This is a genomic window from Sporosarcina sp. P2, assembly GCF_002743255.1.
Taxonomy (GTDB): domain Bacteria; phylum Bacillota; class Bacilli; order Bacillales_A; family Planococcaceae; genus Sporosarcina.
The window spans coordinates 16,737-29,395 of sequence record NZ_PDYY01000008.1 but is presented as its reverse complement, the minus strand read 5'-3'; the positions used below and the strand labels follow the sequence as shown (position 1 = coordinate 29,395).

Annotated in this window: 14 protein-coding genes and 1 riboswitch; of the genes, 4 read left to right on the top strand and 10 right to left on the bottom strand. The window is 39.9% G+C overall.

The features are described 5' to 3' along the window. Positions 1-6: 6 nt before the first annotated feature. Genes CSV67_RS09680 through CSV67_RS09665 form a run of 4 tightly spaced genes read right to left on the bottom strand, consistent with a single transcriptional unit; the run spans position 7 to position 2,288 of the window. Positions 7-747 carry a thermonuclease family protein gene (locus tag CSV67_RS09680; protein ID WP_099631387.1) on the bottom strand — a complete coding sequence of 247 codons (741 nt, stop codon included), beginning with the start codon at positions 745-747 and terminating at the stop codon, positions 7-9. 13 nt (positions 748-760) lie between these two features. Further along, positions 761-1,102 (bottom strand): fluoride efflux transporter FluC, encoded by a 342-nt coding sequence (locus CSV67_RS09675; protein ID WP_099631386.1) that lies wholly within the window; start codon positions 1,100-1,102, stop codon positions 761-763. Next, positions 1,099-1,473, bottom strand: coding sequence for a fluoride efflux transporter FluC (locus CSV67_RS09670; protein WP_099631385.1), 375 nt, complete (start codon positions 1,471-1,473; stop codon positions 1,099-1,101). The genes CSV67_RS09675 and CSV67_RS09670 overlap by 4 nt, the downstream gene beginning before the upstream one ends. 17 nt (positions 1,474-1,490) lie before the next feature. After that, a complete protein-coding gene (locus CSV67_RS09665) occupies positions 1,491-2,288 on the bottom strand; it encodes an alpha/beta hydrolase (protein WP_099631384.1) in 798 nt (265 codons plus the stop codon). A gap of 107 nt (positions 2,289-2,395) precedes the next feature. Here CSV67_RS09665 and CSV67_RS09660 point away from each other — a divergent pair, with 107 nt between their 5' ends. Further along, positions 2,396-2,914, top strand: coding sequence for a gamma carbonic anhydrase (locus CSV67_RS09660; RefSeq protein WP_099631383.1), 519 nt, complete (start codon positions 2,396-2,398; stop codon positions 2,912-2,914). A 589-nt stretch (positions 2,915-3,503) separates the two neighbouring features. On the opposite strand, the gene CSV67_RS09650 is transcribed toward CSV67_RS09660, so the two are convergent. The 4 genes from CSV67_RS09650 to CSV67_RS09635 all read right to left on the bottom strand — a co-directional run bounded on the left by CSV67_RS09650 (position 3,504) and on the right by CSV67_RS09635 (position 8,268). Further along, entirely contained in the window at positions 3,504-4,613 is a 1,110-nt protein-coding gene (locus CSV67_RS09650; RefSeq protein WP_233192591.1) for a Fe(3+) ABC transporter substrate-binding protein, read from the bottom strand. A gap of 180 nt (positions 4,614-4,793) precedes the next feature. After that, the gene (locus CSV67_RS09645) at positions 4,794-5,471 is read right to left on the bottom strand and encodes an ABC transporter ATP-binding protein (protein WP_099631381.1); all 678 of its coding nucleotides are present in this window, start codon (positions 5,469-5,471) and stop codon (positions 4,794-4,796) included. Positions 5,472-5,476: 5 nt separating this feature from the next. Next, entirely contained in the window at positions 5,477-7,123 is a 1,647-nt protein-coding gene (locus CSV67_RS09640) for an ABC transporter permease (RefSeq protein ID WP_099631380.1), read from the bottom strand. 287 nt (positions 7,124-7,410) lie between these two features. Continuing rightward, a complete protein-coding gene (locus CSV67_RS09635) occupies positions 7,411-8,268 on the bottom strand; it encodes a YitT family protein (RefSeq protein WP_099631379.1) in 858 nt (285 codons plus the stop codon). A 309-nt stretch (positions 8,269-8,577) separates the two neighbouring features. On the opposite strand from CSV67_RS09635, the gene CSV67_RS09630 reads away from it, so the two are divergent. After that, positions 8,578-8,742: a Fur-regulated basic protein FbpA gene (locus CSV67_RS09630; RefSeq protein WP_099631378.1), complete on the top strand. Its 165-nt coding sequence runs from the start codon at positions 8,578-8,580 to the stop codon at positions 8,740-8,742. Between the two features lie 358 nt (positions 8,743-9,100). Here the strand turns inward: CSV67_RS09630 and CSV67_RS09625 are convergent, their stop codons facing one another. Continuing rightward, positions 9,101-9,334, bottom strand: coding sequence for a YkuS family protein (locus tag CSV67_RS09625; protein WP_099631377.1), 234 nt, complete (start codon positions 9,332-9,334; stop codon positions 9,101-9,103). Between the two features lie 203 nt (positions 9,335-9,537). Here CSV67_RS09625 and CSV67_RS09620 point away from each other — a divergent pair, with 203 nt between their 5' ends. Together CSV67_RS09620 and CSV67_RS09615 are read left to right on the top strand one after the other, a co-directional pair. After that, complete coding sequence (locus tag CSV67_RS09620) at positions 9,538-10,155, top strand: hypothetical protein (RefSeq protein WP_099631376.1); 618 nt, start codon at positions 9,538-9,540, stop codon at positions 10,153-10,155. 6 nt (positions 10,156-10,161) lie between these two features. Beyond that, complete coding sequence (locus CSV67_RS09615; RefSeq protein ID WP_099631375.1) at positions 10,162-10,935, top strand: DUF3891 family protein; 774 nt, start codon at positions 10,162-10,164, stop codon at positions 10,933-10,935. A 46-nt stretch (positions 10,936-10,981) separates the two neighbouring features. Here the strand turns inward: CSV67_RS09615 and metK are convergent, their stop codons facing one another. Further along, positions 10,982-12,193 (bottom strand): methionine adenosyltransferase, encoded by a 1,212-nt coding sequence (gene metK, locus CSV67_RS09610; protein WP_099631374.1) that lies wholly within the window; start codon positions 12,191-12,193, stop codon positions 10,982-10,984. A gap of 176 nt (positions 12,194-12,369) precedes the next feature. After that, positions 12,370-12,489: riboswitch (SAM riboswitch) on the bottom strand. Between the last annotated feature and the right edge of the window lie 170 nt (positions 12,490-12,659).

Sequence of the window (12,659 nt, the reverse complement as noted above, 5' to 3'; positions counted from 1 at the left end):
CTATTCTTAACAAGCTTGTCCATCACTATTGCCATCTAGATGTTCTTTATATGCAGGGTGTCCTTTCGTAACGCCCTTCGGATATACTTTACGCAGTTCTGTACAATTCTTAAAATCCTGTGTTTCACCATAGACAGGTATCTTCACAGAATCAGCGGGATATTTCTCACTATCAAAACCTCGGTCTGTTGTATAATCTTCCAACGTCCAGATCCCTATGCCTGATTTCTTGGCTTGTTGCTCCGCTTTTTCAAATGCATCCAGATGCCGTGTGTTAGGTGGATACACATAAGCGACTCTCGCTAATCCCTCTTTCAATAACTGCTCTTGCACACTCTTGCCGTCTATGTAAATATACGCTAATAATCTGCCGTATTTATCGTATTTTCCGCCTACATCAAATTCGATTTCAAGACGTCCTTTTTGCAGTAGCTCTTGGTTACGCACTTTAGCTTGCTGCCCGTAAGGTTGCTTGCCAAGACGGGGATGGTTCGTTTCTGGTGTATCAATTAATAGATACCTTACATTTTCTTCTTTACCTTCATACATAATCTTGATCGTATCACCGTCAATTGTTTTGACTAATTCAACAGGTATAAGACCTTGACGACTCGGTTCTTTTTCCTCATCCTCAAATAGTTCTGGGAAATATATTGCAACTATCGCAACCCCTAAAGCAATCAAGAATGATGTAATCATTTTCTTGCGTTTATTTTGTTTCACTTTGGATGTCGTTTTCTTACTCATCAGAACCTCTTTTCTATAAGCTAAAACCTAAAAAGGCCAAGCCTATCCCCACTATGAACGTTACAAGTGTATAACAAATAGCTTGGAGCTTTTGACCTCCAGCCCAGAACGTCCAAATCTCTTTCATTAACGTAGAATAGGTCGTTAAAGCGCCAGCCACACCCGTTGCAGAGAACAACGTCCAACTGAGTGAAAGATTTGAACCTATAATCCAACCAATGAAGAAGCTTCCAATTGAATTAACAAGTAGCGTTCCATATGGCATACGTTTTCGATTGAGCTTGGAAGATACCTCAAAACGCAATAGCGCCCCTATAAATCCGCCACAACCAACTGCTATGAAATGCCAGATCATACCGTTAACCTCCTAGCCAACGAAAAGCCAAGTGCCGCCATAGCTAGTCCACCTAATAAACTGCTAAAAACGTAGGCAACAGCAAGTCCAAAAAATCCATCACTTAGTAATTCAACTGTTTCTACACTGACCGCTGAAAACGTCGTAAATGCACCAAGGAATCCTGAAGTTATCACTGTCACTGCTAGAGAGCTAAGACTACCCAAAAGACGGGCACGTTCCACTATGTAGCAAAGTATAAACGTACCCATCATATTCACTAAGAATGTAGCGATAGGAAAAGAAGCACTGACGATCAACAGGTGACCGATCAGCAGCCTTGTGCTCGCTCCAAAAGCCCCAGCCACACCTATGTACAGACGTTCTCTCATATGTTCACGACCTTATTTCATTCGATAATATATCCTAGCGAGTGAAGCACATTATGGATGAATGATAGTGTATATAAATAGATCCCTTCTTGCTCAGGTGCTTGGATGACATCGTGCTCAACATCTTTCCATCGTTTCCATTGCAGTTCAGATAGATTTTGTGCGAATGCCCACTTGCGTGTGTAATCGGTATTGGTGATTTGATCCGCTTCCCCCGTATGCAGTAATAATGGTACGTCCTGGATAATTAGATCAGGTTGCATAACTGATTTCATAAGCGTCTGTAACTCGCGGTACCAGCCGCCCGTCACAATGGATACATACATTGGATCTTCCGCATATTGCTCCAAGAATTCAGGATTGCGTGATAGAAGTTCAGGCGTAATTTCATGATCCAATGTCATCGTTTGAGACCATTTTGTAAACATTTTCGCACGGATCGGCGGATGATGTTCCAAATGTAGCCAAGGCGATGTGCAAATGACTCCTGCACAATCAATTCGTTCCATCTGTAATAAACGAAGTAAGAACGTCGCACCCAATCCATGTCCAAATAAAAACACAGGCAAATTATCATCTAAACCGCTACGGATCATTTTTTTGATAAATCTACGGTAGTCTCTAAATGCCTCAGCATGCACTTCAACATTTTCTTTGCCGTGACCAGGTAAATCTCCTGCTACGACATGAAAGCCGTCACTTCGAAATTTTTGTATGAGCCATACATATCTTCTATGATGTTCATATGCGTTATGTACAAGAACGATAACACCTTTCGCCTTACCTTCTGCTTCCCACTTCCACAAAGTTACCACTCCTTATTTGACTAGCTTATTCTATCCATTTCATTATTATGTTTCACAAATACTAAATGTTTGTTACGATAAATTATACATGATTATTTAGAAATGAGGAGATTTGATTGATTTATCCATACGAAGGTAAATTACCAGAGATTGACCCATCCGTCTATATTGCGGACTATGTAACGATTTCAGGGGATGTAACTATAGGTCCTGAATCGTCTATATGGTTTAATACCGTTATACGTGGGGATGTATCTCCTACTATTATAGGACGAAGAGTAAATATACAGGATTTCTGCTGTCTACATCAAAGCCCAAAGTACCCATTAATTCTTGAAGATAATGTGACGATCGGTCACAAAGTCATGCTCCATAGTTGCACAATTAAAACCGGTGCACTTGTCGGTATGGGCGCTACCGTTCTCGATGGGGCTGAGGTTGGTGAAGGGGCATTCATCGGTGCTGGCAGCTTGGTAACTCCAGGCAAGAAGATTCCGCCTAACACATTAGCAATCGGTTCTCCAGCTCGTGTTGTTCGTGAGTTGACTGATGAAGATCGCGCAGATATGACAAGAATCGTCAATGATTATGCACGTAAAGGTCAATTATATAAAGCCTTGCAAGAAGAGAATTAATTGAAGCACCCGTAATTAGCGGGTGCTTATTTTAATATCGTCTAAATTTTCGCGGATATTTCGAATGTCGTTGCTTATACATCTACTTCTCCACTATATACATAAATTCTACACTCCACTAACATATCATATTTTGAATGTCTTTTCGTTTCGACTGTTTTTTTTAAGGATAAGAGTGTTACTGTCTTTATTCTGACCAGTTAAAATTTTTCACACTACTTATGACTTATGATAGACCAGAAATGTTTCATCTATATAAGTTGAACTTAAGAAGTAATCATCTCATGGAAACCGTTGATTTCCGTTCCAGGCGGACGCGTTCCGCGGGCACGGCCTCAATCTCCTCGTCCGCTACGCTACCTGCGGGGCTTTCAGCTCGTGCTGTTCCCGCTGGAAGAGCCGTCACGAAGAACGGCTTTTGCGAGTAAAAGCGAAGCGTTAGGAGCACATCTTTGCACTCGCCGCCTTCCTCTCCAATCAACTTAGTGTATCCTAAAATCTTTAATTCAATTTATATACTTATAAAATTAGTAGTTGGCGTTTATTTATAGAAACAAAAAAGCAGCCCGAGAGCTGCTCTTTGTTGAACTTATTTCCAGCCTACTTCATTCATTAATTCTACAGCTTTCGGATTATACTTACCGTAATCTGCGAAGTCCACTTCTTGTGGTTTGAATGTACCCCATTCAGCCATCACTTCTGGTAATTTCGCTTCTTTATTAACTGGGAACTCAAAGTTTTCTGCCGTGAATTGTTCTTGAGCTTCCACAGTCGTTAAGTACTCAATCAATTTTACTGCATTTTCTTTGTTTTTACTGTGTTTAATCAAGCCAGCACCACTAATATTAATATGTGTTCCTGTAGTTTCCTGGTTCGGGAAAAACACACCAATCTGGTCGAACACTTTCACATCTTCTGCTTCGTCTGAAACAGACATGTGACCTACATAGTAACTATTCATAATCGCAACATCACCAACACCTGCAACGATTGCACGCGCTTGGTCGCGGTCTCCACCTTCAGGTTCGCGCGCCAAGTTATTTACAATACCTTGAGCCCATTCTTTCGCTTTGTCTTCGCCATCAATTGCAATCAATGATGCCATCAATGACTGGTTATACAAGCTATCAGATGAACGAACAAGTAATTTATCTTTCCATTTGTCTGTTGCAAGGTCTTCATAAGTTGATAATTCTTCCGGCTTCACGCGATCTTTTGAATAGACAATCACACGCGCACGAGTAGATAATCCAATCCATTCGTTGTCTGTGTCGCGAAGCTCTGCTGGTACTGCCTTATCAATTTCTTCAGATTCAATGGGCTGCAAAAGACCTTCTTCTTTTGCTGTGTTCAAGATCCCGCCATCCACTGTAATAAATAAATCAGCAGGTGTATTTTGTCCTTCACGCTTGAGACGCTCAATTAACTCTGGTGCTTTCGCTTCAATCACATTTACTTTAATGCCAGTCTTTTCTGTGAACTCTTCATAAAGAACTGCATCCACGTCATAGTGTCTAGCCGTATAGACGTTTACTTCTCCGCCCGTTTTCTTATCTTCTGTTGCATCAGTTGTATCTTCAGCAGGAGTCTCTTCTTTTACTGGTTTGTCCTTTTGCTCCTCTTTATCGGAACTTGAGTTACATGCTCCTAGAACTGCTGCAAGCATTAATAGAGCGAATGCCCATAAAAATTTCTTCACATTGATTTCTCTCCTTGTTTTCTCATATCCGTTGCATATCTCCAAACGGTAATGAGAATCATTTTCAGTACTAAAGAAATTGTAATACAATATCGAGTATAAGTCTAGTATTCATTTTCTTTTATTTCTATAAATAAAAGGAGAGTATCGGAAATATATCCGATACTCTCTAGTACAACGTTAAACGGTTATTGATTCTTTGTCCGATCCAATATACGTTGCACAATCAATATAGATGATTCGATCACAAATCGCGTCCACATCAGCTTGATCATGTGATACAAACAGACATGTAATATTTGCCTTTTGCAAGATATCTCGAACTTCCATTCGAATCAATGACTTCAAATTCGTATCCAGATTACTAAACGGCTCATCCATCAACAGGATGGAAGGTGAAGGCGCCAAAGCCCTTGCCAATGCCACACGTTGCTGTTGTCCCCCGCTAAGTTCATGGGGATAACGTTTGGCAAACTCTTGCAATTGAACAAGTTCCAACATTTCATCCAAACGCTTCTTTTTCTCAGGACGCTTCATCTTGTGCAAGCCAAAGCAAATGTTTTCGCTGACTGTCAGATGCGGAAATAGTGCATAGTTTTGAAACACCATACCCACACCGCGCTTCTCTGCCTCGATATATGTGTTATCTCCTACAATCAATCTGCCGTCAAGTTCGATACTGCCTGCCGTAGGATCTTCCAAACCTGCAAGCAATCGTAGCAAAGTACTCTTTCCACTACCACTCGCACCTACAATCCCTACGATTTCCCCTTTTTTAATCGTAAATGAAAAGCGATCAATGACAGGCTGTTGTTTTTTTGAATATCGAAATGATAAGTTTTGAATGTCTACGAACATTGTTCTCACTTCTCCTCAAATCTTAAAATTATAATCACCGACAAGATGCTTAGACAAATTAATAACAGAGAGGATGGTGCAGCTTCATATATTCTTTCATCAATTGCATATTGATATGTCCGTGTCGCGAGCGTATCAAAGTTAAAAGGTCGCAACAGTAAGGTCAGCGGTAGTTCCTTCATAATTTCGAGGAATGCTAACGCAAATCCAATTAAGATCGAACCGCGTAATAATGGAAACTCTACTTTCCAAAATGTGTATGTCATACTTCGTCCTAGTAAGAATGAAGCTTCACGATAAGATGGTGGTACTTTTGTATAACCTGACTCAACCGAGTTGAATCCTTGCGCCATAAACCGAATAACGTATCCTGTGATCAGCATAGCGATCGACATACTTAATACGAGTGAGCCCGATTCTACATCTAACAGTTTCGGATAAATAAATGCCAGTTTCTCATCTAGCGTAATAAATAAAGCAAGTACGCCAATTGCAACGACTGCTCCTGGCACCGCATAACCGGACGTCATAATACGCGCAAGTAAATTTGACGAAGCGGATGGATACAAGTTAATCGTACGGGCAGCCAAAATCGCAAAGAAGCTTATAATCAATGCACCGATGAGGGCGGCTACTAGACTATTGGTTATTAAGGTGATGAAGTCTGCGCGCCATACTTTTTCATATGTTTTTAGTGACCAATAGATCAGTTGAACAAAAGGAATTAAAAAGGCACTGAAGAATACAATAGAACAAGAAAGGGATGCTAACCAAGCAGTCCATCCACGTAATTTTTTACGTGCGAGTGGTCTGCTTTGTGTCACGTTTGTATCATACTTCCGACCTTTTCGTAAAAAGCGTTCGAGCATGAAAATCCCTAATATAATGACGAGCAACCAAGCAGCTAAACGCATAGCCGCATTGATATCATACATCCCGAACCACGTCTGGAAAATCGCCGTGGAAATCGTACGTACGCCAAAGAAACTGGCTACTCCATAATCACTTAACACTTCAAAGATGACGAGCATCGATCCTGCGATGATGGCAGGTCGCGCAATAGGTAATCCCAAACGGAAGAACATTTGGAAACCATTCAATCCAAGAGTTTTAGCACTCTCAATATACGATGCACTTTGTTTTTCAAAATAATTGAGCGCAATCATATACACATACGGGTAAAGGAATAATGTGAGAACAAAAACCGCTCCACGCAATGACATGATCTCGATCGTGCCCGGTGTGAATTGATAATCAAAATAATTACGGAACAACGATTGAATGACGCCAGTATAGCTTGTCATTGTACTGTATGTATAAGCCGCTATATAAGGCGGTATAGCCAAAGGTATTATCAACAGCCATTTAAACTGTTTCCGTAATGGAAATTCATAGGCCGCGACAATCCAGGCCAGTACTAATCCGATGGTCGTCGAGAGGAACCCGACAGATCCAACTAAAATCACTGACCCTTTTACATAGTCAGCAAGCAAAAATTCTTTAATATGTTCCCAGTTTTCGCCTGTCGGCTGGAAGAAACTTAGTACAACATAGGCGACCGGCATAATAATGACGAGTGCACCAAGCATTGTAATGATGAACCAGCTATTTGCCCGACGACGAATCTCTCTTAGCCATATAGATGTTTTCATATACTATAATACCAACTTTACTACGCACGATGGCGGTTATGGTGTACGTTCATGATGACTTGAATAATATAAGTCACACTCAAGTATATACAAACTCTCTGTACATTCCAATGTTTTCACAAGAATTCAACAAATCTTTACTGGTGACGTTCTCCAAAATACTACATGATTATCGAGTGGGATTACACAGTGAATATGTTTAATGTGATGCTTCGTATATAAAAATGAAGACAAACTCTTTTAACGGAGTTTGTCTTCATATGAAAATACACGACAGATTTTCTACTCTAAGCCAGTTTCTCATTTTCCTTTCTAAAGAAACCGAAAATACCTACTGTTTGTACGATATTGGTAAATGCTTGCGGATCCGTCTCATTGATAATCCGTTCCAAGTCGTATAGTTCATATCTTGTGATCACGACATAAAGCATGTTCTTATCTTCTTTAGAGTAAGCACCTTTAGCGGGTAGTATAGTAATTCCACGTACCATTTGACGATGGATTGCTTGTTGGAGATCGTCTGCTTTGTGCGTGATGATCATCGCAGTTACTTTTTCATGTCGCGTATGAATCATGTCAATCACTGAGGTAGTAACGTATAACGCAACCATTGTGTAAAGTGCATTTTCCGGTTCATATAGAATCCCCGCGAATACGATAAGAATACCGTTTAGCACTAGAAAGTATACACCGATTGGTTTATCCTGCATGCGAGATAGGATCATCGCAACGATGTCCATTCCGCCAGTAGACGCACCTAGCTTCAAGGAAATCCCTACACCAACACCTGCCAGTACCCCGCCAAATACCGCATTCAGCATAATGTCTCCTGACATAGAACGCAGTGGCAATAATTCAAGGAAAAGTGTAGTGAACGCAACGGATACTATACTGTAAATAGTGAAACCTTTCCCTACTTTAAACCAACCCAGAATGAAGACCGGTATGTTGAACAGTAATAATAAAATACCTGTACTAATTGTCATGCCTAAGTGGTCTTTTAGAACACTTGATACTAACTGGGCTGCACCCGCAAATCCACTCGCATAGACATTTGCATTGATGAGAAAGAAATTTAATGATAGAGCCATAAGTAGCGATCCAAAAATAACTACCGTCACTCGTTTTGCTTCAATGAAAAACATAGCGACCTCCCCTGGTAAATAACAATTTAATGCACGAACTAGATTATATCTATTCTTACCTCATAATGGTACCCCTAAGCATCATTGGTTATAAAAAAGCCGTTATGAATAGAACTATTCTCTTTTTCATTTTTACCATTCCACTATCGGGTTATTAAGAATGTACTATAAAGCACAAGTGCCTATTACACTGCCAAAACGATATACATAATTAGTAGAACAGTTCGAAAGTTTCAACTATGAATTATACGGTTTAATTCGGGAAAATAACGGCTATATTTAGAGTGGGAATCAAGGAGGAAATGCACGATGAAAACAAACAAAAAGGTAAGTGAATCGAAACGAGACAAAATGATTGAAGAGCTTGTTTCAAATGGGGTATTTAAAATTGATGGGAAACAACTGTACGAATTACCGCTTCAATTACTAATGCAAGAATATGAAGCATTCGGTCAAACTGACATTCAAATGTAATGAAAAGAAGACGTGCCAAATATGGCATGTCTCCTTTTCATTTTCGTTTAGCGATCACACGGTCATTGTGAAGAGAATTCACCGTGTCGTGTGATTTAACGTTAATCATTAGGAACAAAATCTCTTATCTAAAAACAGTCAATGGTATTTTACTATTCTCTACACTCTTACTCGTTTATGCTATGCGTCATATTAAACGGAGCTTTCTAACAGACAGCAGCACTTAAAACAAACAGAATAGCTAGTAAAATCTCATTTGCATGGGTAAACCCAAGACACTACTATCTGGCCAATAGAAAAACTGAAGAACCCCCTTTATTGGCTTGCTCTTCAGTCCCAGATAAAACTTATTCAATTATTAGCGATGTAATCTTTTTTCCACGTCGTTTACGATGTCTTGTACAGAATTGCCTTCAATGCTCACCACAGGAAAGTCGAACTGGTCAATGTTAACGTCGCTCAAGGCACGGATTACGCCCATGTCAAAGCCGCTTAGATGTTCATCACTTGCGAACATCGTCACTTCATGTCCTTTTTCCTCTAGTGCTTGTTTCACATCTTCAAATGGTACTTCTACAGCTATTTTCGCCATATTCTATTCCTCCTCAAAATACTACATGTATTTGGATAATACTTTATAATTTCCCACTCTTACTTAAATTAAACATGGCTTCTTGTGATATGTTTAGAAAATAGTAATAGTAAAACGATTTGTTTTGAGGGAAGTGGGTACTTTACTGTTAAAGCTATTGAATTATTACACAAAGAAGAATTTATAGAAGGAGTCGACATCATATGTTCGGTTTAGCAGATCTCCTTAGCTTGGTAATTTCTTGTTTCATCATTTTACCTGTCGTTACATTTATAAGGGAAGCTGGCTATTTTATTATTAGTGGTCTTTTCGGTGTAAATAATGCCAGATTGACCATTGGGTCTGGACCCAGGCTCTTTAAATTCGGTGTATTTGATATACGTAAATATTATCATATAAATAGCTGGTTTACTTTTGATTCAGTCAAGAGAAAAAGTAATTTTGCTTATATATGCATATATGCTGGGCCGATTTTGATTAACGTTGTCGTGGCGCTCACAATAAATGCGCTCATTGCAAATGGTTTTTTTGAAGAGTCCAAAACATTTTGGAGCCGTTTTATATTCTACGCCTTCTATTTCGTTTTATTTGACTCCATTCCCATGAAAACCGTAAATGGGAAACCGAATAACGGTATGATTATTTATGAACTTCTACGATATGGCAAACGAATTGACTTCAATGAAGATCCCTTTATTCTCGGCACGACAGAGGCGGAAGAAATGTATCAAGAAGAAATGGATAAAATTGAAAAGGTAAAAGAAGAAATTAAAGAAGAAATCATACAAAACGATAGTTCCTCACCTGACAAGAAAGGATGAGATAAAATGATTGTACGTGAACACGAGAAGTCATTCAGCTTCGTCCAACAACATCATCATGGACAACTTGCTGGAGAATTAATGGAAAACTGGAAAAAGGATATGTTTCCTGATGATCAATGGCGTCATTCCGTATTAACTGCCATTCGTAACCACGACATCGGCTGGGCTCCTTTTGATAAACAACCTTTTTGGAATGATGCGAAATCGGCACCTTTTCGATTCACAGATTACCCACTTCTTCCAAAAACAGTACTTTATCGCCAAGGAATCGATGAAGTAGAAAAGCTTGATCACTATGCAGCAATGCTTTGTAGTTTTCATTATGAACAGTTTATACAAGGTAACGATAAAAAAGAAGCTAAGCAATTTATTGAGGATGAACTGAATCGCCGTGAACGATTATGTAAAGAAGTCGAAGGTTTTGATAAGGAACTTTTTGATAGGCATTTTGCTTTGCTTCAGCTTGGAGACAACTTTTCCTTATATTGTTGTGTGAATGATCCAGGTGTCGACAAAGCGAGTGAACATATATTCTTTCGTGATGGCATTCCTTCTACTGGTATTTTCCCTTCATTACCGATAGGACGAATTGGGATATACTTTGCAGATCAGCACACTATTAAAGTGGAGGGTTTTCCATTTAGCTATTCTTTTGATGTTGAAGTAAAACAGAAGACAATCTTGAAAAAAGATATAGAGGATAAAGGCTTGCAAAGGGCTTATGAAGAGGCAGACTATGAAATGATTCCTTTTCGTATTTTACCGGCAAAGAATTAAAAAGTGCAGAAAAAAGGAAATGATTCCTCTTTCTGCACTCATTACTTTATTGCTTCACACGTACTGTACTCGCAAGATCTTTCAACGCTTCCACTTTATCTGTCTGCTCCCATGGCAATTCGATATCAGTGCGGCCAAAGTGACCGTATGCTGCCGTTTGTTTGTAGATTGGACGACGTAGGTCAAGCATTTTAATAATTCCTGCCGGTCGAAGGTCAAATAATTCACGTACGAACTCTACTAATTGAGTCTCCGATAGTATACCGGTATCAAATGTATTGATCGAGATAGAAACCGGGCTCGCTACTCCAATAGCATACGCCAACTGAACTTCACAGTGCTCAGCCAGTCCAGCTGCAACGATATTCTTTGCCACATAACGCGCTGCGTAAGAAGCCGAACGGTCCACTTTCGTAGCATCTTTCCCCGAGAATGCACCGCCACCATGACGGGCATATCCACCATACGTATCAACGATGATTTTACGTCCAGTCAATCCAGAGTCTCCTTGAGGGCCACCAACGACAAAGCTGCCAGTAGGATTAATGAAGTATTTAGTATGCTCGTCCAATAAGTTCTTTGGAACGACTGCATCAATAACAACATTCTTTATATCCTGCTCGATTTGCTCGAGTGTTGCTTCAGGGTGATGTTGTGTGGAAATAACGATTGTGTCAATTCGCACAGGATTATTATCTTGGTCATATTCTACCGTTACTTGTGTTTTACCGTCAGGACGTAAATAGGAAATAAGTTCTTCTTTACGAGCTTGTGCCAGGCGTTGTGCCAATTTATGAGACAGGCTGATTGGCAGAGGCATTAATTCTGGCGTTTCATTACATGCATATCCAAACATCAAGCCTTGGTCTCCTGCACCGATTGCCTCTAATTCTTCATCAGACATAGAGCCTTCACGTGCTTCGAGTGCCACATTGACACTTGCAGCGATTTCAGGTGATTGCTCATCAATGGAAGTAAGTACAGCGGACGTTTCGTAATCGAAGCCGTATTTCGCACGAACATACCCAATTTCTTTAACAGTGTCGCGAACGACTTTTGGAATATCCACATACGTTGTCGTAGTGATTTCTCCCATTACCAATACGAGTCCGGTCGTTATACTCGTTTCACATGCCACACGCGCATTTGGATCTTCCGTTAGGATCGCATCTAAAATTGCATCTGAAATTTGGTCGCACATCTTGTCAGGATGGCCTTCTGTAACTGATTCTGATGTAAACAGTCGACGATTTGTCATGTTATTTCCCCCTATATTAAGCATCATGATACGGTACTCTCATAAGTCCCTGGTAAAGTTCCACGCCTAGACGTCAAGCATATACCATAAGGATTCAGGGCTAGACAATATAAAAAGCCCTCCACTCATAGTCAATCCATGAGTAAAAGGCAAAATTTCACGCGCAGCACCTTTCACTCTTATCGTCCAAGGAATTAAACCTTGCTTCAGGTTTGGCACCTTCGCGTTAGACTTACGTCCATTGCAGGTTGCCGGGTTTCACAGGGCCTGTACCCTCCACCAACTCGGGATAAGAGTATCCGTTCATGTCACATCGTATTAAAAAGTTTGGATTTTGTCAAATTATTTCTTCCAAATCACTTGAGTTTTCCATTAGTATAGATTAATATTCTTAATGTGTTATACTATTTACGAATTAGGATATTCTCAGTAAGATAAAAATAAATCGACTACGCAAAGGACGGTA